Source organism: Terrabacter koreensis (genome assembly GCF_054783315.1).
Genome location: NZ_BAAGQU010000004.1, coordinates 518,711 through 541,758 on the forward strand (window position 1 = coordinate 518,711; position 23,048 = coordinate 541,758).

Consider the following 23,048-nt stretch of genomic DNA (forward strand, 5'->3'; position numbering starts at 1 on the left):
GGCCTGACCGACGTCAACCAAGTGACGGCCCGCCGAGAACGGAGACCTGCGATGAGTGACCACCCGACCGCCGGCCTGTCGGCCGAGGAGCTCGCTGCCGAGACCTCGACCGCGCTGCCCGACAAGGAGGTCGTCTCGATCCTCGACCTCAACGCCGACATCGACCTCGCCATCGACGCCGCAGCCCCGATCGACCTCGCCGTCGCCGCGAACGCCAACGTCGCCGCACCGATCGACGCTGCGGTCGGAGCCAACATCCTCTCGGTCGACTCGAGTGCCCAGGCGCTCAGCGACCAGGGCGTGCTCATCGACCAGGGCCTCGACACCGACGCGACCGCGAACGCCACGCAGGACAGCGGGATCGACCAGGGCAACGACGTCGTCGACGGCGGCTCGGCCGCGCCCGCGACCGACGGCAGCGCCCCGACGGGCACAGCCACCGAGGGTGCGACCGAGCCGACGACCGACCCGACGGGCAGCGTCACCAGCGGCGGCCTGTTCGACGGCGACCTGCTCGACGTCAACGTCAACGTGGACGCCGACGCCGACGTGGCCGCGCCCATCAACGGCGCCGTCGCGGCGAACGCCAACGTCGCTGCACCCATCGACGCCGCGGTCGCCGCGAACGTCGGTTCGGTCGGCAGCGACGCCGTGGCGGTGTCGCAGCAGGACGCGATCATCAACCAGGACATCACCGGGTCTGCCGAGGCCACGTCGGACCAGACCTCCGACATCACGCAGTAGCCGGCACGTGACGATCCTGTCCGGCCGGACGCCGGGGAACGACGGCGTGGAGTCGTCGCTCCCCGCCGCGTCCGGAATCGCTGCGCCCCAAGGCGACCCGCCTGTGTTGGCTGCACCCGTGCGAGCCGAGGGCGTCGAGCTGATCGGCGAGATGGCCGGGTCGGGCTACCGGGTGCCGCCGTCACTCGTGCGGAGGCAGGACGGCCAGACCTTCCAGCTCACGCCACTGCTCTACCTGGTGCTGGCGTCGGTCGACGGTCAGCGGTCCTATGACGAGCTGGGTGCCCACATCACCGCGGTGCAGGGGCGCACCGTGACCGGCGAGAACGTGCGCACCCTGGTCGACGAGCAGCTGCGACCGCTGGGCCTGCTTGCGCGCGCGGACGGCAGGCAGCCCGAGCTGAAGAAGTCCGACCCGCTGCTCGCCCTGCGGTTCAAGTACGCCGTGAGCGACCCCGACCTGACGCGGCGCCTGACGGCACCGTTCGCCCGGCTGTTCCACCCCGTGCTCGTGGCGCTCGTCGTGGCGGTCTTCCTGGCCGTCAGCTGGTGGGTGCTGTTCCACGAGGGGTTGGCGTCCGCGACGTACCAGGCGTTCGACCAGCCGGGCCTGCTGCTCGTCGTCGTGCTCGTCACCGTGCTGTCGGCCGGCTTCCACGAGTTCGGGCACGCCGCGGCCGCCCGACGAGGCGGCGCAACCCCGGGTGTCATGGGGGCGGGCATCTACCTGGTCTGGCCGGCGTTCTACACCGACGTCACCGACTCCTACCGGCTCGGCCGGGCCGGGCGGGTCCGCACCGACCTCGGCGGCCTCTACTTCAACGCGATGGTCGCGGTGGCGACCGCGGGGGTCTGGTGGCTCACGCACTGGGACGCGCTGCTACTCGTCGTGGCGGCGCAGATCCTCCAGATGGTGCGGCAGCTGACGCCGCTGGTCCGCTTCGACGGATACCACGTGCTCGCCGACGTCACGGGAGTGCCGGACCTCTTCCACCGCATCGGGCCGACCCTGCTCGGCATCCTTCCCTGGCGGTGGAAGGACCCCGAGTCGCAGGTCCTCAAGCCCTGGGCGCGCGCGGTCGTGACCGTGTGGGTGCTCGTCGTCGTGCCGATGCTGGCCTTCTCGGTCTTCACGATGGTCATCGCCCTTCCGCGGGTCCTCGGCACCGCGTGGCGCAGTCTCGGCGCCCAGACCGAGGCCCTGGCGCGGGCGTGGGCCGACACCGACCTCGTAGCGGTCGGCGCACGCGGCGTGGCGATCCTCGCGGTCGCCTTCCCGATCCTGGCCATGGCGGTGCTGCTGGCTCGTCTGGTGCGACAGGTCGTCGGTGCGGCGATGCGGCGCACTCGTGGCGCGCCGGTGCAACGCGGGGTGGTCGTCGTCGTCGCACTGGCAGTCGTGGCCGGCCTCACCTGGGCCTGGTGGCCTCGGGAGGGGAGCTACCGTCCGGTGCAACCGTATGAAGGCGGCACCCTCGTGCAGGCCGTCCAGGCCCTTCCGGCGTCACCGGGGCTTCGGCCCTCCCCGACGGGCCTTGCCGAGGGCGGCCGCGGGAGCGTGGTCGCGGGCTGGGGCAGGAACGACCCGCGCCCGACTCGTGAGAAGCCACAGCTGGCCATGGTGCTGGTTCCGCACGGCGCCGGCCCGGGTGCTCCCGGCCCGGGCCCTGACAGCATCCCGCCAGGGGCCACAGGCTGGGTCTTCCCGTTCGACAAGCCGCTCGCCCCGGACGCCGGAGACAACCAGGCACTGGCCGTGAACACGACCGACAACACGATCCGCTACGACGTGGCGTTCGCCCTGGTCTGGATCGAGGACGACTCCCCAGCACTCAACACCAACGAGGCGTACGCCTTCTCCAGCTGCGAGAACTGCGCCGCGGTGGCGGTCGGTTTCCAGGTCGTGCTGGTGACGGGTGACAACCATGTGGCCGTTCCCCAGAACCTCTCCGGCGCCGTCAACCACGACTGTGTGAACTGCCTGTCCTATGCACTTGCTTCGCAGCTGTTCGTCACCCTCGACGGTCCGCTGAGCGCAGCCGGGCAGCAGCAGATCGCCGCGGTCTGGAAGCAGATCGCCGAGTTCGGCGCTCATATCGCCGAGGTCCCGCTCTCCGAGATCGACGAACGGCTCACCGCGTACAAGCAGCAGATCCTCGAGATCATCGAGAAGGAGCAGGGACCGCTCGCGCCGAGCGAGCCGGCCGGTGGTGAGAGTGGCGCCACTCCCACGATCGGCACGACGCCCACGACCGTCGCGACCGGCACGGACCCCGCGCTCCCGCCGGACGGCGGGTCCACGGAGGACGGGGGTGTCGAAGGACCGGATCCGTCGACGTCGACCCCCGCCACCAGCGCCGACGGCGACAGCGGTTCCTCCGGCGACCCCGCGCCCACCCCCACCTCCGACGGCGCTGTGACTCCGACGAGTGGTAGCACGAGTGCTGGGGCGACGACGGGGCCGTGACGGCGCCGTGACGGCACCGTGACGGCACCGTGACGGCGGCCGGGTCAGATGCGCTGGCTGCGCAGGCGGAGGGCGTTTCCGATCACGCTGACGGACGACAGCGCCATGGCGGCCGCGGCGATCATCGGCGAGAGCAGCAGACCGAACGTCGGGTAGAGCACGCCTGCGGCGAGCGGTATGCCGGCGGCGTTGTAGACGAAGGCGAACACGAGGTTCTGACGGATGTTCGACATGGTCGCCACCGACAGGGCCCGGGAACGCACGATGCCGGTGAGGTCCCCCTTGAGCAGCGTCACTCCGGCGCTCTCGATGGCGACGTCGGTGCCGGTGCTCATCGCGATCCCGACGTCGGCCGCGGTGAGGGCAGGTGCGTCGTTGACGCCGTCGCCGGCCATCGCCACGACCCGGCCCTCCGACCGGAGCTCCTTGACGACGTCGCTCTTGTGCTCGGGCAGCACCTCTGCCTCGACGCGGTCGATGCCCAGGTTCCGCGCCACGGCGTTCGCGGTGACCGCGTTGTCGCCGGTGAGCATGACGACCTCGATGCCGTCCTCTCGCAGGGCGGCCAGGGCTGCGGGAGTCGTCTCCTTCACCGGGTCGGCGATGGCGAGGACTCCCGCCACCCGGCCGTCCACCGCGGCGTAGACGGCGCTGGCCCCGTCGGCACGGAGGGCGTCCGCCTGGTCGTCCAGGCGTGCCGTGTCGACTTCCTCGGCGGTCAGGAAGGCCTTGCTACCCACAAGCACCCGGCGTCCTCCGACGAGGCCGGTGACGCCCTTTCCGCTGGGCGCGTCGAACTCCGTGACCTCGGGAAGGTCCAACGCGGCGTCCCGTGCGGCGCTGACGACAGCCAGTCCGAGCGGGTGCTCGCTGGCGCGCTCGACGGCGGCGGCGAGCCGGAGCACCTCGTCCCGGTCGCCGCCGTCGGCGGTTGCGACGTGCGTGACCGACGGGCGCCCTTCCGTGAGGGTGCCGGTCTTGTCGACGACGAGGGTGTCGACCTTCTCCATGACCTCCAGGGCCTCGGCGTTCTTGATGAGAACGCCGAGCGAGGCGCCCCGCCCGACCCCGACCATGATCGACACCGGCGTCGCCAGGCCGAGCGCACACGGGCAGGCGATGATGAGGACACTGACCGCGACGACGAGGCCGTGGGCCAGCCGCGGGTCGGGACCCACGGTGGCCCACACGACGAACGCCACCACGGCGACGACGATGACGGCGGGCACGAACACCGCCGAGACCCGGTCGGCGAGCCGCTGGATCGGGGCACGCGACCTCTGGGCGTCGGCGACCATCTGCACGATGCGGGCCAGCATGGTGTCGCGGCCGACCCGTTCGGCGCGGATGACCATCGACCCAGTCTGGTTCACGGTCCCGCCGATGACGCTGTCGCCCTCGCCTCTGGTCACCGGCATCGACTCGCCCGTGACCATGGACTCGTCGACCGTCGACCGGCCCTCCTGCACCGTGCCGTCCACGGGGACCGACTCGCCGGGACGGACGCGCAGCAGGTCGCCGAGCTGCACCTCGTCGAGGGTTACCTCGGACTCGGTTCCGGTCGGGTCGATGCGGCGGGCCGTCTTGGGCGTCAGGTCGAGCAGTGCGCGGATGGCGCCGGATGTGCTCTCGCGGGCGCGCAGCTCGAGGACCTGTCCGAGCAGGACGAGTGCGGTGATGATGGCGGCCGCCTCGAAGTAGACGGCGACGGCGCCGTCCATGCGAAACGCCTCCGGGAACACCCCGGGCGCGACGGTCGCGACCACGCTGAAGAGCCACGCCACACCCGTGCCCATCGCGATGAGCGTGAACATGTTCAGCTTCATCGTGCGAACGGAGGTCCAGCCGCGCTGGAAGAACGGCCGGCCCGCCCACAGCACGACGGGTGTGGCAAGGACGAGCTGGGCCCAGCCGGCGGCCGTCGCCGAGATGGCGTCCTCCAGGGCGGGAAGGAGATCGCGGCCCATCGAGAGGACGAGCACAGGGACGCTGAGCGCGACCGCCACGACGAACCGTCGCGTCATGTCGGCCAGCTCGGGGTTGGGACCGCTGCCCGCGGTCACCGTGACGGGCTCGAGCGCCATCCCGCAGATGGGGCACGAGCCGGGGCCCGGCCTGCGGATCTCCGGGTGCATCGGACACGTCCACTCGACGTCATCGCCGGGTCGGGCGGCTGGCGCCTTGGGGTTCTCCGAACTGCCAAGGAAATGAAGGGGATTCGCGATGAAGGTGGCTCGGCAACCGGCGGAGCAGAAGTGGTGGGTGTGGCCCTGCAGCTCGTGGTGGTGCGCAGTCATCGCCGGATCGACGTCCATGCCGCAGACGGGGTCGCGCACCAGTGACCGCGACTCAGCGGTCGGGGCCTCACGGTTGCCGTCCATACTTCCAAGGTACCCCTATGGGGTATGCAGTCAAGAGGCTCCTCGACCTGGCCCGAGGAGCAAGCGGCGTCAGGCGTCGTGGCCGAAGCGCCAGGCCGTCGTGCTGGCGTACGTCTCGCCGGCCCGCAGGACGGTCGAGGGGAAGCCGGCGTGGTTGGGTGCGTCGGGAAAGCCCTGGGTCTCCAGAGCGATTCCCGCGCGGGCGGCGTAGGCCGTACCCCCCGGTCCGGTGATCGTGCCGTCGAAGTGCGCCCCGGAGTACACCTGCAGGCCCGGCTGGTCGCTCTCGACGACGAGGGTGCGCCCGGACGCTCCGCGGAGGACGGCCACCTCGCGCAGTCCCGAGCCGCGGACTGAGAAGTTGTGGTCCAGGCCCCCGCCGTGCCGCAGCTGCTCGTCGTCGGTCGCCAGGACGTCACCGAGTCGGCGCGGGGCACGCAGGTCGAAGGGCGTGCCGGTCACGTCGCGCAGCTCGCCCGTGGGCAGGAGCGCGGCATCGGTGACGGTGAAGGTGTCGGCCGGCACGGCGAGGGTGTGGTCGTCGACCGGGCCGCTGCCCTCGCCGCCGAGGTTGAAGTACGCGTGGTTGGTGAGGCTGACCACGGTGTCGCGGTCCGTCGTGGCACGGTAGTCGATGCGCACGCTACCCGGTGCCACGGTGTAGGTGACGGTGACGTCGAGGGCGCCCGGGAAGCCCTGGTCGCCGTCGGGGCTGTGCAGGCCCAGGGTGACGTGCGCGTCGCCGCGATCCAGGACCGTCCACTCCCGGCGGTCGAACCCCTCAGGACCGCCGTGGAGGGTGTTGCCGTTCTCGTTGGTCGCGAGCTCGTGCACCACGCCGTCGAGTGAGAAGCGGCCGGCGCGGATCCGGTTGCCGTAGCGACCGATCGTCGCGCCGAGGTAGTCGAGGCCCGTGCCGTAGTCGGCCAGGTCACCGAACCCGAGCACCACGTCGAGGGGTCGGTCCTCGTCGGTCAGGGTGACCCGGCGGACGGCTGCACCCGCGGTGACCACCTCGAGGATGATCCCGTCTGCGGTGAGCGCGATCGAGGACGGGCTGGTCATCTGGTCTCCTGGGGGCGTCGGGTTCGGGTGCGGCAGGGGCCGGCTCGCGACGTCGCGAGCCGGCCCCCGGGGAGCGTCAGCTGAGCAGGAAGGTCGACTTCGACCCCGAGGCCGGGCCCACGACGAGGCGACCCTTGTCGTGTCGAAGGTAGGACCCCGGCGCAGAGACCGACTGGAGGGACACGCCCCTCGGGTTGGCGAGGCCCGGCTGCCGACGGAAGCTCGCCTCGGCGGCATACGTGCTGCTGGCCTCGTCGACCGGGTCGATGCGCAGGCTCGTGCCGGTCACGCGCACGAACCGGTCGGGGAAGTTCACCGACTGCAGTGACACCGTGTCCGTGCCGGCTTTGCCCGGCATGAAACGGAACTGGCTGTCGGCCAGCTCGCGCACGTCGGCGTCCACGCGCAGGTCGTAGGCGAAGTGCCTGACGAACGACGACGCGGAGTCGGCGGGGGAGAGCCGCACGATCGGGCCGCCCGTTCCCACCGGCACGCCGAGGAGCGGCGTGCCGTCGGGGTGCCAGTAGAGCCGCTGGGCGCGGGCGTGCCGGTTCGGGTCGTAGAGCGGGTCGCCGACGATGTCGCGGTAGTCGCGGGCGTGGTAGACCATGACGTCGGTGACGCCGTCCTCGGCCACGGTGAAGCTGTTGTGGCCGGGGCCGTACTGCCGCGTCTGCTCGTTCGTCGTGAACACGGGGTCGGCCCCCTTGCTCCACGCCCCTGCGTCGAGCAGGTTCGAGCGGGCGTCGGCCGTCAGCAGGCCCATGCAGTACCGGGAGTCCGTGGCGCTCGCGGAGAAGGTGATGAACACCCTGCCGTTGCGCACCAGCACGGCCGGCCCCTCGTTGACCTTGAAGCCCTGCACCTCCCACGACCGTGTCGGCGTCGCGATGCGCACCGGCGCGCTCGCGAGCGCGAAGGGGGAGGCCATCTCGGCGATGTAGAGACTCGTGTTGACGGCGATCTCGGGCTCACTCTGGGCCCACACGAGGTAACGCCGGCCGAGGTGCTCGAAGGTGGTGGAGTCGAGCGCGAACGACGACCAGGGGGTGACGATCTGTCGTGGCGCGCCCCAGCCCGAGGGCTCCCGCGGGTCGGCGAGAGCTGACTCCATGACGTACATGCGGATGTTGAAGACGTTGCCCGCGTCGCCGGCCGCGAAGTAGAGGTACCAGCGGCCGTCGATGCGGTGCAGCTCGGGGGCCCAGATGTGTCCGCCCATCTGCCCGGAGGTGGGACGGCGCCACACGACCGACTCGGCGGCGGACCCGAGGCCGGTGATCGTGTCGGCACCGCGCACGACGATGCGGTCGTACTCCGGGACGGAACCGGTGAAGTAGTACGTGCCGGAGACGGGCAGCGTGACGAACGGGTCGGCGCGCTGCCAGACGAGCGGGCTCGCGGTGGGCGCGCCGTACACCTGGGCGTCCGTGAGTGGACTGGTGGCCGCAAGGGCACGGCCGGCAAGCTGTGGCAGTGCGAGGCCACTTGCGGCGAGCGCGAACCCGCCGAGGCCGCCGCCCAGCAGGGTACGTCGCGAGAGTGCGTGGGTCATGGCGGTCTCCTACTTCATCTGGACTCGGAGGAAGGTCACCGAGTTCGGCTCGAAGGTGCGGGTGAACGTCGACGCGATGCCCTTGACGGTCGAGGTGACCGGCTGCACGGGCTGGGCCGTGCGGGTGTTCTGGGCCTCGGGGTCGCCGGAGATGACGGTCATCTCGGCCTTGCCCACGACGCGGGACGTGCCGAGGTCGATGCGTGTGCGTGCCGGTGCGTCCTGGGCGTTGACGACCTTGACGATGAGCTGCTGCCGCGCCACGTCGCGGGTGACGACCTGCGCGAACGGCTCGGTCACGGCGTCGTCGCGGAAGCTGCCCCACAGCGCGCCGTCGAGGTAGAGCTCGACCTGGCCGCCTCGCACCTTGACGCTGACGTCGTAGGTGCGGCCCGTCTGGATGGTGTTGGGCTTGGCGAGGAGCGTCTGCTTCGCACCGCCCACCGCCTTCTCGACCGCGCCCTGGGTGTTGTTCCACCCGCCGAGGTTCCACCAGTAGTAGTTGCCGGAGTCCTTGACGCCGAAGCCGATGAGGAAGCCCTCGGCGCCAGCGGTCTTCGTCGCCTTGAGGTTCAGGTCGTAGTCGTGCCAGGTGACGTCGCCTGCCCGCACCAGCGTGTCCTGCGCGGCGGCGTCGGACTGGACGTAGGCGCCGTCCTGCACCGACCACGTGCCGCGGTTCGCGAGGGACGTCCACCGTGACGCGTCGCCGGAGAAGTCGTCCGTGAACAGCCGGGTGCCGTCGGCCCCGGTCACGGTGACGTCGTCGTACTTCGCGGCGGTGGCCCACGTCGACAGGCCGATGGCCCCGGTGATCGGCTTCGCCTGTGCGACAGAGCCGCTCGCGCTGCTCGGGACGACCTCGTCGCCGACGTTGTTCATGAAGAGCTTCTGCACCTCGTAGCTCGTGGAGCCCCACGAGCCGGCGTTGTCGAACCAGATCATGTCCGGCTTCCACTGCACGTAGTCGATGTTGGACAGCAGCGGCGCGTAGGACGCCATCTTGACGACGTCCGCGTTGCGCTCGAGGCCCGTCATGTAGGCCGCCTCGGCGAGGGAGTTGCGCAGTTTGTTGTCGAGCGAGGCGTACTCGCCGAGGAAGACCTTGGGGCCCTGGCGGTCGTAGGCGTCGTAGCGCTTGTTGTTCTGGAGGAACCAGTCCGGGCTGTTGTAGTAGTGCTCGTCGAGCATGGCGGTGCCGTGGCCCTTGTTGAGGTCCCACAGCCGGTCGAACGTCGACCCCGTGTCGTCGGGCCCGGAGTTCGAGATCACCGTGATGTCGGGGTGCGCGGCCTTGATGGCCGACTCGAACTTCACGAAGTTCGCGAAGTACTGGTCGGGGAGGTTCTCCTCGTTTCCGATGGCGATCCGCTTGAGGCCGAACGGTGCCGGGTGGCCCATGGCCGCGCGCTTGGCGCCCCACTCGCTCGTCACGGGACCGTTGGCGAACTCGATGAGGTCGAGGGCGTCCTGGATGTGGCGCTGGAGGAGGGCGTCGTCGACGGTGGCACGGTTCTGGCCGCAGCCGGTGACGAGCGCGGGCAGCACCGGCACCGGCTGGGCGCCGATGTCCTCGGAGAACTGGAAGTACTCGTAGTAGCCGATCCCGTAGGACTGGTTGTAGCCCCAGAAGTTCGCGTTCGTGGCGCGTTGCTCGACGGGCCCGATCGTGTCCTTCCACTGGTAGCTGCGGGCCCGCGGGTAGCCGTTCGCCGCGTCGTACGCGTACATGCTCCCGGTGTTGACGAGGCAGCCGCCCGGGAAGCGGACGAACCCGGGGTGCAGGGCGGCGACCTTCTCGGCGAGGTCCTTGCGCAGGCCGTTCGGGCGGCCCTTGTAGGTGTCGCGGGGGAAGAGCGAGACCATGTCGAGCCGCAGAGTGCCGGTGCCGCCGGCCTCGACGCCGAGACGCCCGGACGTCGTCGAGGCGGTGGCGACGAAGCTGCCGGCGTACTTCGTCCAGGCGTCGCCCTTGACGTCGATGCGCAGCGGCGCCGCGTATGCCGTCGTGCGGCCGCCGTCGCGCAGCGTGACCGTGAGCGGGGTGCCGGCGGCGGCGTCGGTGCGCGCCCAGACACTGAAGTCGTACGTCTTCCCGGCCTCCACGCGTACGCCCGTGTTGTAGCCGGCGTTGCTCACGCCGAAGGTGGCCCCCGTGGGGTTCGCCAGGGCGAGGCGCAGGTAGCTCCTGTTGCGCTCGCCGAGCCGGTCGGCGTCGTCGACGGTCGTCGCCGTGCCGGCACCTCCGGCGGTGGCGGACGTCGACCACGACGTGAGCCCGGTGTAGGAGCGGTTGTCGGCCGACGAGTACTCGAAGGAGCGGTTCTGGACGAGCTCGGCGTAGAGGCCGCCGTCGGCGGCGCGGTTGATGTCCTCGTAGAAGACGCCGTACATGGAGTCGTCGATGGCCGGTCCGGTGGACGCCGGGTCGACGGTGATGGAGTAGTCGAGCGGGGCGGGAGTGGCGGTCCCGGCGGCGGCCTGCGCCGACGGGAGCCCGGCGAGCAGTCCGACGCCGAGGACGCCAGTCGCCAGACCCGCCACGACACGTGCGTGTGTCATGGGGTGGGGCCTTTCGTGGAAAGGAAGGGGGCTGGTCCGGGTGTCCTCCGCGCGCGGGGCAGCACCGGTCAGGAGCAGCCCTGCTCACGAAAGTGAGCGCTAACATAGCAGCCACTCCGCATGCGTCAAGGGGGCAGAAAAGATTCGGACGGGGGGTTGACGCGGCGCGATGTTAACGCTCACACTCTTGCCTCAAGTGGCCTGACTGCCACGGCGGACGAGGAGGTCGGCCGCACCACGGCGCCAATGAGGGCGTCCTGAGCTTGGAGGAAAGTCCAGTGCTGAAGAAGATCCTTCCGGTGGCCGTCAGTGCCGTCGCCGTCGCGGCCCTCGCGGCCTGTGGCAGCTCCAGCGGGGCCGCGGCCGGTGCGTCCGGCGCCGGCGCCGGGGGCGGCGACAAGATCGTCATGGGCTTCGCGCAGGTCGGAGCCGAGTCCGGTTGGCGCACTGCCAACACCAAGAACGTGCAGGAGTCGGCCAAGACCGCCGGCATCGAGCTGAAGTTCTCCGACGCGCAGCAGAAGCAGGAGAACCAGATCAAGGCGATCCGCAGCTACATCCAGCAGAAGGTCGACGTCATCGCCTTCAGCCCCGTCGTCGAGACCGGTTGGGACACCGTGCTGCTCGAGGCGAAGCGCGCCAACATCCCCGTCATCCTCACCGACCGGGCGGTCGACTCCGAGGACAAGACGCTCTACAAGACCTTCCTGGGCTCCGACTTCGTCGCCGAGGGCAAGAAGGCCGGCGAGTGGCTCGTCAAGGACAGCGAGGGCAAGAGCGAGGTCAACGTCGTCGAGCTGCAGGGCACGACGGGCGCAGCACCGGCGATCGACCGCAAGGAGGGTTTCGCCGACGCCATCAAGGCGGCCCCGCAGATCAAGGTCATCGCGTCGCAGACCGGTGACTTCACCCGGTCCGGTGGCAAGCAGGTCATGGAGGCCTTCCTCAAGTCCAACCCGAAGATCGACGTCGTCTACGCCCACAACGACGACATGGGTCTCGGAGCGATCGAGGCCATCGAGGCCGCCGGCAAGGTTCCGGGCAAGGACATCAAGATCATCACCGTCGACGCCGTGCACGACGGCATGCAGGCCCTCGCCGACGGCAAGATCAACTACATCGTCGAGTGCAGCCCACTGCTCGGCGACCAGCTCATGGACCTCGCGAAGAAGGTCGTGGCCGGTGAGTCCGTGCCCGAGCGCGTGGTGACCGAGGAGACGACGTTCACCCAGGAGCAGGCCAAGACGGCGCTGCCCTCGCGCAAGTACTGAGCCCCCGACCCGAGGTCGCGCGGCCCACACGCCGGGCCGCGCGCCTCGCCCGATCGACGGCTCCCGCCACCCTCCGGGTGTGGTGGCGGGGGTCGTCCACCCGACACCCGGAAGCGAAGGACAGGACGTCATGACCGACACGCCGAGACCGACGACCGCCCCGACCGGCGAGCCCGTCGTCGCGATGCGCGGGATCACGATGGAGTTCCCGGGGGTCACGGCCCTCGCGGACGTCGACTTCCGCCTCCTCCCCGGTGAGGTGCACGCCCTCATGGGTGAGAACGGGGCCGGCAAGTCGACCCTCATCAAGGTGCTCACGGGGGTCTACACGGCCACGTCCGGCACGACGGAGCTGCGCGGCGAGCGCGTGGCCTTCGCGGGACCCGCGGCGGCCCAGGAGGCCGGTGTGAGCACCGTGTACCAGGAGGTCAACCTCTGCCCGAACCTCTCGGTCGCGGAGAACATCCTGCTCGGGCGCGAGCCGCGCCGGTTCGGGGCCATCGACCTGCCGGGCACCCGGGCCCGCGCCGCGGAGCTGCTCGGCCGGATGGGCCTGACCATCGACCCGGCCTCGACCCTCGCCGAGCACCCCATCGCGATCCAGCAGCTCGTGGCCATCGCCAGGGCCGTGGCCGTGGACGCGCAGGTGCTCATCCTCGACGAGCCCACCTCGAGCCTCGACCAGGACGAGGTCGCCGAGCTCTTCCGCATCATGCGCCACCTGCGCGACCAGGGGGTGGCCATCCTCTTCGTCTCGCACTTCCTCGAGCAGGTCTACGAGATCGCCGACCGCATGACGGTTCTGCGCAACGGCCGACTCGTCGGCGAGCACCTCACGCGTGACCTCTCCCGGCTCCAGCTCGTGTCGGCGATGATCGGCCGCGAGCTCGGGGTGCTCGAGGAGGTCGAGCGCCTCTCCGAGGACGCCGGGTCCGGCACCTCCGGGGCGCCGCCGGTCCTCGAGGCCAGCGGGCTGGGCCGACGCGGCTCGATCGCCCCGTTCGACCTGACGATCCGCTCCGGCGAGGTCGTCGGACTCGCCGGCCTGCTCGGCAGCGGCCGCACCGAGCTGGCCCGGCTGCTCTTCGGGGCCGACCGCGCCGACTCCGGATCGGTGCGTGTGGGCGGCAAGGACGTCTCGCTGCGCACGCCCCGCGCCGCCATCGCCTCGGGGATCGCGTTCTGCTCCGAGGACCGCAAGGGCGAGGGGATCCTCGCCGACCTGTCGATCCGCGACAACCTCGTCCTCGCGATGCAGGCCGCGCGCGGGTGGGCCCGGCCCATCCCACGGCGCACCAAGGACGAGCTCGTCGCCCGCTGGATCGAGACCCTGGACATCCGCCCCGCCGACCCCGACGCGATCGTCGGGCGCCTCTCGGGTGGCAACCAGCAGAAGGTGCTCCTCGCCCGCTGGCTCGTCACGAACCCGCGGCTGCTCATCCTCGACGAGCCCACGCGCGGCATCGACATCGGCGCCAAGGCCCAGATCCAGAAGCTCGTCGCGCAGCTGGCCGCCGAGGGCATGGCGGTCGTCTACATCTCAGCCGAGCTCGAGGAGGTGGCCCGGCTGTCGCACCGCGTCGTCGTGCTGAAGGACCGCGCGAAGGTCGCCGAGCTGGACGCCTCCGCCACCGTCGACGACATCATGGGACTCATCGCCGAGACCGACGCCACCGCCCCACCGCGCGTCGGCACCGCCGCCCGGACCGAGCAGGTGGCGTCATGAGCGCAGCAACCGCCACGCTCGCCCAGCGGATGCGGGGGAGCCGCCTGCTCTGGCCCGTCGTCGCCCTCGTCGCGCTGCTGCTGGCCAACGCCGCGCGCAACCCCGGGTTCCTGTCGGTGCGGCTCCAGGACGGGCACCTCTACGGCAGCGTCGTCGACATCCTCAAGAACGGCGCGCCGACCCTGCTCATCGCCCTGGGCATGACGCTCGTCATCGCCACCCGGGGCATCGACCTGTCCGTCGGTGCGGTCGCCGCCATCGCCGGAGCCGTCGCGTGCACGACGATCGTGGGCTCGAGCGACCCCACGAGTCCGGCGGCCGCGCTGACCGGCATCGGGGTGGCGCTGGCGTTGTGCCTCGTGCTGGGCCTGTGGAACGGCTTCCTCGTGTCGCTGCTCGGCATCCAACCGATCATCGCCACCCTCGTGCTGATGACCGCCGGGCGCGGCATCGCCATGCTCGTCACGGACGGCCAGATCATCACGGTGCGCAACGACTTCTTCCGCGAGATCGGCGCGGGGTTCCTCCTCTTCCCGATCTCCATCCTCATCGCGCTCGCGGCCCTCGTCGCCGTCGCGCTCGTCACCCGGCGCACCGCGCTCGGCCTGCTCATCGAGTCGGTCGGCATCAACCCCGAGGCCAGCCGCCTGGCGGGCCTGCGGTCCCGGACGATCATCTGGACCGTCTACGTTTTCGCGGCCGTGTGTGCCGGCGTCGCCGGCCTCATGATCAGCTCCAACGTCAGCGCCGCCGACGCGAACAACGCCGGACTGTGGATCGAGATGGACGCGATCCTGGCGGTCGTCATCGGTGGCTCGTCGCTCGCCGGCGGGAGGTACTCGCTGTCGGGCACCCTCGTCGGCGCCCTCATCATCCAGACGCTGACGACGACGGTGTACTCCATGGGCATCGCCCCCGAGGTCACCCTCGTCTTCAAGGCTCTCGTCGTCATCGCCGTGTGCCTACTGCAGGCGCCGAAGATGCGGGCCCGATTCGCTCGGCGCAGGCCCGCCGGCCACCCCGCCACGCAACCGTCTGCCGATGCGGACAGCCCTGCGGCGCAACAGGACCCGGCCGACCACGACGCAGCCGAGCCGGATGGTGTCGCGGACCGCCCGGTCGCCGACGCCGTCGACGCGCCCGACACCAAGCAGAAGGTGACCCAGTCATGACCACGACCACTCCGGCAAGGCACCGCGTCCCCGGCCTGTCCAAGGTCCCCGGCATCCCCGGCCGCGTGCTCCCCGTCGTCGCGACCTTCGTGCTGTTCGTCCTGCTCTTTGGCGTGGGCTCGGTCCGCTACGAGGGCTTCACGTCGGGCCAGGTCTTCGCGAACCTCTTCATCGACAACGCGTTCCTCATCGTCCTCGCAGTCGGCATGACCTTCGTCATCCTCACCGGCGGCATCGACCTCTCCGTCGGGGCGGTGGTCGCCCTCTCGACGATGCTGGCCGCGGCGACGCTGCGCGCCGGCATCCCGGCACCGCTCGTCATCCTGCTCGTCCTCGCCGTCGGCACCGGTCTCGGGGTGCTCATGGGGCTGGTGATCCACCACTTCGAGATCCAGCCGTTCATCGTCACGCTCGCCGGGATGTTCCTCGCCCGCGGCCTGTGCTTCGTCATCGGAGTGGAGTCGATCTCGATCAAGGACCCGTTCTTCCGAGCCCTCGCGACCGGCACGATCGAGCTGCCCGGTGGGGTGGTCATCACGTGGAGCGTCGTCATCGCCCTCGTCATCGTCGCCGCGGCCGTGTGGGTGCTCCACCGCACGCGCTTCGGGCGCACGGTCTACGCGATCGGCGGCAGCGAGAGCTCGGCCACCCTCATGGGTCTGCCGGTCGCCCGCGTCAAGGTCGCCGCGTACGCCATCAGCGGGCTCTGTGCCGCGGTGGCCGGGCTGCTCTTCTCCGTCTACATGCTCTCCGGCTACGGCCTCCATGCCGTGGGGATGGAGCTCGACGCCATCGCGTCCGTCGTCATCGGCGGCACCCTGCTGAGCGGTGGCGTCGGTTTCGTCCTCGGCTCGCTCCTCGGCGTGCTCGTCCTGGGTGTCATCCAGACGTTGATCTCGTTCCAAGGCACGCTGAGCTCATGGTGGACAAAGATCGCGATCGGAACCCTGCTCCTGCTCTTCATCGTGATGCAGCGGCTGTTCACGAGGAGGGCCTCGTGAGCGACACCGTGTCGCGCGCTCCCGTGATGCAGGACGTCGCCCGGCTGGCCGGCGTGTCGCACCAGACGGTGTCGCGCGTCATCAACGGGGCCTCGAGCATCCGACCCGAGACCCGCGACCGGGTGCTGCAGGCGATCGAGCGGCTCGGCTACCGGCCCAACACGGCGGCCCGGGCCCTGGTGAGCGGCCGGTCGGGGACGATCGGCATCATCACGACGGCCTCGACGCTCTTCGGCCCCACGAGCGTGCACCGCACCGTCAACACGGCGGCTCGCGAGGCCGGCTTCTTCGCCTCGTCGGTGTCGCTCGCCGAGATGACCCGGGAGGGCTTCGACGCCGCGGTCGACCACCTCGACCGGCTGGCCGTCGAGGGCATCGTCGTCATCGCGGGCCACGACGAGGCGCTCGAGGTGGCGCGTTCGCGCAGCGCGCGGCTGCCGTTCGTCATCGTCGAGGGCGACCTCACGCGGGCGCGGCGCACCGTCGGCGTCGACAACGTCGCCGGGGCCCGGCTGGCCACCCGGCACCTCATCGACCTCGGTCACGTCGAGGTCGCCCACGTCACCGGTCCGCTCGACTGGGCCGAGGCCCGTGCCCGCGCCGAGGGCTGGCGTGCCGAGATGGTCGCGGCGGGTCACCGGCCGATGGAGCCGGTGGCGGGGGACTGGTCCGCCGAGAGCGGCTACCGCGCAGGGCTAGAGCTCGCCGAGAAGCCCGACGTGACAGCGGTCTTCGCCGCCAACGACCAGATGGCGATCGGGGTGCTGCGCGCCCTGCACGAGGCCGGCCGCGTCGTCCCCGACGACGTCAGCGTGGTCGGTTTCGACGACGTGCCCGAGGCGGAGTACCTCATCCCGCCGCTGACGACGGTGCGCCAGGACTTCTCCGCGATCGGCCGGGAGGCCATCGCGATGCTCACCGCAGCCATCTCGGGCGAGACCGACCAGGTGCCCAGCCTCATCGACCCCCAACTCATCGTCCGCGCGAGCACCGCGCCGCCGGGCCGGACCAGGAGCAGCACGACATGAACGAGCAGGCCACCGGCGAAAGGGCGACCTACGTCGTCGGCGTCGACTTCGGGACGCTCTCGGGGAGAGCCCTCGTCGTCCGGGTGTCCGACGGCGCCGAGCTCGGCTCGGCTGTCCACGAGTACGCGCACGCCGTCGTCACCGAGCGCCTCCCCCTCCCCGGGGCGGCCGCGCTGCCGCCCGAGTGGGCGCTGCAGGTGCCCGAGGACTACCGCGAGGTGCTGCGTCACGCCGTGCCGGCGGCGGTCGCCGTTGCCGGGATAGACCCGGGTGACGTCATCGGCATCGCGACCGACTTCACCGCGTGCACGGTGCTGCCGACGACCGCCGACGGTGTGCCCCTGTGCGAGCTGCCCCAGTGGGCCGACCGCCCGCACGCCTGGGTCAAGCTGTGGCGCCACCACGCCGCGCAGGCGCAGGCCGACCGCATCAACGCCCTCGCCTCCGAGCGCGGTGAGCCGTGGCTGCAGCGCTACGGCGGCCTGATCAGCTCGGAGTGGGAGTTCGCCAAGGCGCTGCAGGTTCTCGAGGAGGACCCCGAGGTCTACGCTGCCATGGACCGTTGGGTCGAGGCGGCCGACTGGATCGTGTGGCAGCTCTGCGGCGACTACGTGCGCAACGCGTGCACGGCCGGTTACAAGGGCATCCGTCAGGACGGCGCATACCCGTCGAGGGACTACCTCGCAGCGCTCAACCCGGGGTTCGCCTCGTTCGTCGACGACAAGCTCGATCACCCGATCGGTGAGCTCGGCTCTGCCGCAGGGCGGCTCACTGCTGAAGCTGCGGCGTGGACGGGTCTTCCCGAGGGGATCGCGGTGGCCGTCGGCAACGTCGACGCGCACGTGACCGCCCCCGCCGCGCAGGCGACGGCACCCGGCCAGATGGTGGCGATCATGGGCACCTCGACCTGCCACGTCATGAGCAGCGACGTGCTGCGCGAGGTGCCCGGCATGTGCGGCGTCGTCGACGGCGGCATCGTCGACGGCCTCTACGGCTACGAGGCCGGACAGTCCGGGGTCGGTGACATCTTCGGCTGGTTCACCCGCACGGGTTTCCCGGCCGGGTATGCCGCGGAGGCAGAGGCCCGCGGGCTGTCGGCCCACGAGCTGCTCACCGAGAAGGCGTCCACCCAGGCGGTGGGGGAGCACGGCCTCGTCGCGCTCGACTGGCACTCGGGCAACCGGTCGGTCCTCGTCGACCACGAGCTGTCCGGCCTCGTCGTCGGCCAGACCCTGGCGACCCGACCCGAGGAGGTCTACCGGGCGCTGCTCGAGGCGACCGCCTTCGGCACCCGCGTCATCCTCGAGACCTTCCGCGACAGCGGCGTCCCGGTCACCGAGCTCGTCATCGCCGGCGGCCTCGCGAAGAACCCGTTGCTCATGCAGATCTATGCCGACGTCACGCGGCTGCCGCTGTCGGTCATCCGTTCCGCCCAGGGCCCGGCCCTCGGGTCGGCGATCCACGCCGCCGTCGCGGCGGGTGCCTTCCCCGACGTCGCTGCCGCGGCGGCGGCCATGGGGGGAGTCGAGCGGGCGGCGTTCGTGCCCCGCGAAGGCGACGCGGTGGCATACGACCTGCTCTTCGAGGAGTACGTGCGGCTGCACGACCACTTCGGTCGAGGCGGCAACGACGTCATGAAGCGGCTGAAGTCCCTGCGCCGCAAGGCGATCGCAGGCAAGGACGAGGTGCGCCAGGCGCCCGGGCCGACCGCCCCGACCGCCCAGGAGGTCCGCGCAGGAGGTGAGGCGGCGTGAGCGTGCTCACCGATGTGAACGCAACCATCGCGTCGATCCGGCGCGAGGTGTGTGCCCTGCACGCGGAGCTGACCCGCTACCAGCTCGTCATCTGGACGGCCGGCAACGTCTCGGCGAGGGTCCCTGGCCGCGACCTCATGGTGATCAAGCCGTCGGGTGTCGCCTACGACGACCTGACGCCCGAGAACATGGTGCTGTGCGACCTGCACGGCCGGGTGGTCGAGGGCGAGCACGCACCGTCGTCCGACACCGACGCCCAGGCGTACGTCTACCGGCACCTGCCGCACGTCGGCGGCGTGGTGCACACGCACTCGACGTACGCGACGGCCTGGGCGAGCCGGGGCGAGCCGATCCCCTGCGCCCTGACGATGCAGGCCGACGAGTTCGGCGGGGAGATCCCCGTGGGGCCCTTCGCACTCATCGGCGACGACTCCATCGGGCGCGGCATCGTCGAGACGCTCACGGCCAGCAAGTCGGCCGCCGTGCTCATGAAGCAGCACGGTGTCTTCACCATCGGCAAGGACGCCCGCTCGGCCGTCAAGGCGGCCGTCATGTGCGAGGACGTCGCCCGCACCATGCACATCGCCCGACAGCTGGGCGAGCCCATCCGCATCGACCCGACCGACGTCGACTCCCTGTTCGACCGCTACCAGAACGTCTACGGACAGAAGGACACCCCATGACGAGCACGCACCCGGCACGCAGCGACGAGCGCGAGGTCTGGTTCCTCACCGGCAGCCAGCACCTCTACGGCGAGGAGACGCTGCGCCAGGTGGCCGAGCAGTCGCAGGCCATCGCGAAGGAGATCGACGCGAGCGCGGTGCTGCCGGCGCGGGTGGTGTGGCGGCCGATCCTCGCCGACGGCGCCGCGATCCACGCCGCGATCCTCGAGGCCAACGCGGCGCCCGAGTGCATCGGCGTGGTCACCTGGATGCACACGTTCTCGCCCGCCAAGATGTGGATCACCGGGCTGGACGCGCTGCGCAAGCCGATGCTGCACCTGCACACGCAGGCCGGCGCCGAGCTGCCGTGGTCGAGCATCGACATGGACTTCATGAACCTCAACCAGGCCGCGCACGGCGACCGCGAGTTCGGGTTCGTCGGGGCGAGGCTGGGGATCGCCCGCAAGATCGTGGCCGGTCACGTGAGCAACCCGGCCGTGCTCCAGCGGATCGGTGCGTGGGGACGGGCGGCTGCCGGCGTGGCAGAGCTGCGCAGCCTGCGGCTGGCCCGGTTCGGCGACAACATGCGGGACGTCGCGGTCACCGAGGGCGACAAGGTCGAGGCGCAGCTGCGCTTCGGGGTCTCGGTCAACACGTACGGCGTGAACGACCTCGTCGAGGTCGTCGACGCGGTCGCCGACGCCGAGGTCGACACGCTGGTCGCGGAGTACGAGGACGCGTACGCCGTCGTGCCCGAGCTGCGACGCGGTGGCGAGCGCCACGAGTCGCTGCGCTACGGGGCACGCATCGAGGCCGGGCTGCGGACCTTCCTCACCGAAGGCGGGTTCGGCGCATTCACGACGAACTTCGAGGACCTCGGCGGGCTGCGGCAGCTGCCCGGCCTGGCGGTGCAGCGGCTGATGGCCGACGGTTACGGCTTCGGCGGCGAGGGCGACTGGAAGACCTCGGTGCTGCTGCGCGCGACGAAGGCGATGGCGAAGGGAATGCCGGGCGGCACCTCGTTCATGGAGGACTACACGTACCACCTCGTGCCCGGGGAGGAGAAGATCCTGGGCGCGCACATGCTCGAGGTCTGCCCGACGATCGCCTCGCGGCAGCCGTCGCTGGAGATCCACCCGCTCGGCATCGGTGGCCGCGAGGACCCGGTGCGCCTGCGGTTCACCGCAGCGCCCGGCCCCGGTGTGGTCGTCGGCATGAGTGACCTCGGCGGCCGATTCCGCCTGACCCTCAACGAGATCGACGTCGTCGAGCCCGACGAGGAGCTGCCCCGCCTCCCCGTGGCGTGCGCCGTGTGGGAGCCGCGCCCCAGCCTGTCGACCTCGGCCGAGTCGTGGCTGCTCGCAGGCGGGCCGCACCACACGGTGCTGTCCACGGCGGTGGGCACGGAGGAGTTCCGCGACCTCGCCGAGATGACCTCGACCGAGCTGGTCGTCATCGATGACGGCTCGACGCCCGAGAGCGTGCGGCAGGAGCTGCGCTGGAGCGCGGCTTACCACCGCCTCGCCGCCCGCCTCTGACGAGCGGCGAACCCCAGAGCCCCGGTGGTGCGGGCGTCAACCGCGTACCGCCCGCGCCACCGGACTCCACCCGGAGGCCCCCGGAGCCCTTCTGGGCTCGTGTGGTCGAGCCGCGGGGTCAGCCGGCGACCAGGACGCCCTCGGGCAGGTCGTGCAGCGTGTGGGCCAGGTGGGCCGGCGGCGGCGCATCGCTCACGACCCCCGAGATGGCCGACCAGTCGCACAGCAGCACCGGCGCCGTGGTCGTGAACTTGCTGGAGTCGACGAGCAGGATCGTGCGCTGCGCGATCGCCATGAGGGCGAGCTTGGTCGGTCGCTCGTTGTCGGTGGACACGTAGATGCCGTGCTCGTCGGCCGCGGCAGCCCCGAGCAGCAGCGTGTCGACCCGCAGCCCCCGCGTCGACTCGACCGTGCGCGGACCGACGAAGGCCTGGCTGTCGGGGAGCAGCTCGCCGCCGAGGCCGACGAGCCGGCTGAGCCCCCGCGCGAGGGCCAGCTGCATGACCGGCACGGAGTGGGTGACGACCGTCCCACGGAAGGTCTCGGGCAGCGCCTGCATGGCGGCATACGTCGTCGTGCCCGCGTCGATGGCCACGGTCGCGGTTGCCGGCAGGGTCGCGACGGCGAGGGTCCCGATGGCCTGCTTGGCGTCGGAGTTCTCCTCCGCGCGTCCGGTGAAGGCGGGGGAGTGGAGCGACTGCCTCAGTGCGCTGACGCCGCCGTGGACGATGCGCACCTTGCCCTGCTCGGCGAGCTTGCGCAGGTCGCGGCGGACGGTCATGTCCGAGACGCCGAGACGTCGCGTGAGCTCGGTGACCGAGACGAAACCGGTGCCTTCCACGCGCTCGAGGATGCTGCGCCGCCGGTCGGGGGCGGTGTCGTAGCGCATGGCACCGGGTTCGGCCCCCTGATCAGCCCCCTGATCGGCCCTCAGCTCGGCCCTCAGCTCGGCCCCTGACTCACTCATCGACGACTCCCACTCGCTCAGCATACGTGAGTTACCGACCAGAATATGTTGACTTTCCAACATCCGCTGTTAGGGTATCAACATCAACTGGGACGCACGAAGGAGTGCAGGACGCATGGCAAGCACACAGGCTGTCGAGGCGGTCTTCGTCGGAGTCGCCACCCTCGACGCGATCGCCCTGGTCCCGAGCTTCCCCGGGCCCGACCAGCGCGTCGTCGCGGACGAGGTGTCCTACGCCGGCGGCGGTCCCGCTGCGACGTCGGCCGTCACCGCAGCGCGCCTCGGCGTGCGCAGCGCCTTCGTCGGCACCGTCGGCGACGACGCCAACGGGCGGGCGGTCCTCGACGGGCTGGCCGCCGAGGGCGTCGACGTCAGCGGCGTCACCGTGGCGCCGGGCGTGGCCACCGCCGCCAGCGTCGTCGTCGTCGACCGACAGCGCGGCAGCCGCGCCATCTGCAACCGGCCGGCCCCGCGCATCGACATCTCCGCCGGCGTCGAGCTCATCGCCGCCGCCCCCGTCGTGCACGCCGACCACGCCGGCTGGCAGCCGGTCCACGAGTCAGGGCTGCTGCGCGAGGGTCAGGTGCTCTCCGTCGACGCCGGCAACGACATCCCCGGTTTCGATGCCCGAGGCGTCGGTCTCTACGTGCCCACCGTCGAGGCCCTCGAGCGCCTCCACGGCGAGCGTCCAGTGGACGATCTGCTGGCCCTCGCGCTCGAGCAGGGCGCCGACGTCGTCGTCGCCACCGACGGCGCCCGCGGCTCGCACGCGTTCGCGGCCGACGGCCGGCGGGCGTATGCCGCCGCACACGCCGTCGACGTGCTGAGCACCCTCGGTGCCGGCGACGTCTTCCACGGCGCCCTCGTCGCGGCCGTCGTCCGCGGCCTCCCCCTCCCCGAACAGCTCGCCTTCGCCAACGTCACGGCAGCGCTGTCGTGTCGTGGGCTCGACGGGCGCTCACGCATCCCACAGCTGCCCGAGGTCCTCCAGGTCCTCGAGACCCGGCAGGCCGAGGCCCAGCCCGAGCCGGCACCCTCGGCCTGAGCCAAACGCCGTTGGGCCACAACGACATCCGCCCAGTCATCCCCGCCACCTCACCCCTCTCACCCACGACGCCGACCACGCCGACCATGCCGACCACGCCGACCACGCCG

The 23,048-nt window shown here is 71.1% G+C and carries 16 protein-coding genes; 11 read left to right on the forward strand and 5 right to left on the reverse strand.

Annotation, left to right across the window (positions count from 1 at the left end; genetic code table 11):
- The first annotated feature begins 51 nt into the window (after nt 1-51).
- Both ACYVNR_RS05165 and ACYVNR_RS05170 read left to right on the forward strand, forming a co-directional pair.
- A complete protein-coding gene (locus ACYVNR_RS05165) occupies nt 52-744 on the forward strand; it encodes a peptidoglycan-binding protein (RefSeq protein WP_461047031.1) in 693 nt (230 codons plus the stop codon).
- Nucleotides 745-862: 118 nt separating this feature from the next.
- A complete protein-coding gene (locus ACYVNR_RS05170; RefSeq protein WP_461047033.1) occupies nt 863-3,211 on the forward strand; it encodes a hypothetical protein in 2,349 nt (782 codons plus the stop codon).
- Nucleotides 3,212-3,255: 44 nt separating this feature from the next.
- On the opposite strand, the gene ACYVNR_RS05175 is transcribed toward ACYVNR_RS05170, so the two are convergent.
- From ACYVNR_RS05175 to ACYVNR_RS05190, 4 genes are all read right to left on the reverse strand, one after another.
- Entirely contained in the window at nt 3,256-5,592 is a 2,337-nt protein-coding gene (locus ACYVNR_RS05175; RefSeq protein WP_461047035.1) for a heavy metal translocating P-type ATPase, read from the reverse strand.
- A 69-nt stretch (nt 5,593-5,661) separates the two neighbouring features.
- A complete protein-coding gene (locus ACYVNR_RS05180) occupies nt 5,662-6,657 on the reverse strand; it encodes an aldose epimerase family protein (protein ID WP_461047037.1) in 996 nt (331 codons plus the stop codon).
- Nucleotides 6,658-6,733: 76 nt separating this feature from the next.
- Nucleotides 6,734-8,212 (reverse strand): family 43 glycosylhydrolase, encoded by a 1,479-nt coding sequence (locus ACYVNR_RS05185; RefSeq protein WP_461047039.1) that lies wholly within the window; start codon nt 8,210-8,212, stop codon nt 6,734-6,736.
- A gap of 9 nt (nt 8,213-8,221) precedes the next feature.
- Complete coding sequence (locus tag ACYVNR_RS05190) at nt 8,222-10,774, reverse strand: alpha-L-arabinofuranosidase C-terminal domain-containing protein (protein WP_461047042.1); 2,553 nt, start codon at nt 10,772-10,774, stop codon at nt 8,222-8,224.
- A gap of 278 nt (nt 10,775-11,052) precedes the next feature.
- Between ACYVNR_RS05190 and ACYVNR_RS05195 the strand changes: the two genes are divergently transcribed.
- From ACYVNR_RS05195 to araA, 8 genes are all read left to right on the forward strand, one after another.
- Complete coding sequence (locus tag ACYVNR_RS05195; RefSeq protein WP_045191399.1) at nt 11,053-12,045, forward strand: ABC transporter substrate-binding protein; 993 nt, start codon at nt 11,053-11,055, stop codon at nt 12,043-12,045.
- Nucleotides 12,046-12,175: 130 nt separating this feature from the next.
- A complete protein-coding gene (locus ACYVNR_RS05200) occupies nt 12,176-13,771 on the forward strand; it encodes a sugar ABC transporter ATP-binding protein (protein WP_461047044.1) in 1,596 nt (531 codons plus the stop codon).
- Nucleotides 13,768-14,943, forward strand: coding sequence for an ABC transporter permease (locus tag ACYVNR_RS05205; protein ID WP_461047046.1), 1,176 nt, complete (start codon nt 13,768-13,770; stop codon nt 14,941-14,943). The genes ACYVNR_RS05200 and ACYVNR_RS05205 overlap by 4 nt, the downstream gene beginning before the upstream one ends.
- Nucleotides 14,940-15,944, forward strand: a complete 1,005-nt coding sequence (gene yjfF, locus ACYVNR_RS05210) for a galactofuranose ABC transporter, permease protein YjfF (RefSeq protein ID WP_045191401.1) — start codon at nt 14,940-14,942, stop codon at nt 15,942-15,944. Before ACYVNR_RS05205 ends, yjfF begins: the two co-directional genes overlap by 4 nt.
- Nucleotides 15,941-16,972, forward strand: coding sequence for a LacI family DNA-binding transcriptional regulator (locus ACYVNR_RS05215; protein WP_461047049.1), 1,032 nt, complete (start codon nt 15,941-15,943; stop codon nt 16,970-16,972). Before yjfF ends, ACYVNR_RS05215 begins: the two co-directional genes overlap by 4 nt.
- Nucleotides 16,969-18,726 (forward strand): ribulokinase, encoded by a 1,758-nt coding sequence (araB, locus tag ACYVNR_RS05220; RefSeq protein ID WP_461047051.1) that lies wholly within the window; start codon nt 16,969-16,971, stop codon nt 18,724-18,726. The genes ACYVNR_RS05215 and araB overlap by 4 nt, the downstream gene beginning before the upstream one ends.
- Nucleotides 18,723-19,409, forward strand: a complete 687-nt coding sequence (locus ACYVNR_RS05225) for an L-ribulose-5-phosphate 4-epimerase (RefSeq protein WP_045191402.1) — start codon at nt 18,723-18,725, stop codon at nt 19,407-19,409. Before araB ends, ACYVNR_RS05225 begins: the two co-directional genes overlap by 4 nt.
- Complete coding sequence (araA, locus tag ACYVNR_RS05230) at nt 19,406-20,926, forward strand: L-arabinose isomerase (RefSeq protein ID WP_461047053.1); 1,521 nt, start codon at nt 19,406-19,408, stop codon at nt 20,924-20,926. The genes ACYVNR_RS05225 and araA overlap by 4 nt, the downstream gene beginning before the upstream one ends.
- Before the next feature lie 118 nt (nt 20,927-21,044).
- Here araA and ACYVNR_RS05235 read toward each other — a convergent pair whose 3' ends face one another.
- Nucleotides 21,045-21,893: a DeoR/GlpR family DNA-binding transcription regulator gene (locus ACYVNR_RS05235; protein WP_461047055.1), complete on the reverse strand. Its 849-nt coding sequence runs from the start codon at nt 21,891-21,893 to the stop codon at nt 21,045-21,047.
- Between the two features lie 115 nt (nt 21,894-22,008).
- Between ACYVNR_RS05235 and ACYVNR_RS05240 the strand changes: the two genes are divergently transcribed.
- Nucleotides 22,009-22,938: a PfkB family carbohydrate kinase gene (locus ACYVNR_RS05240; protein WP_461047057.1), complete on the forward strand. Its 930-nt coding sequence runs from the start codon at nt 22,009-22,011 to the stop codon at nt 22,936-22,938.
- The last annotated feature ends 110 nt before the right edge of the window (nt 22,939-23,048 follow it).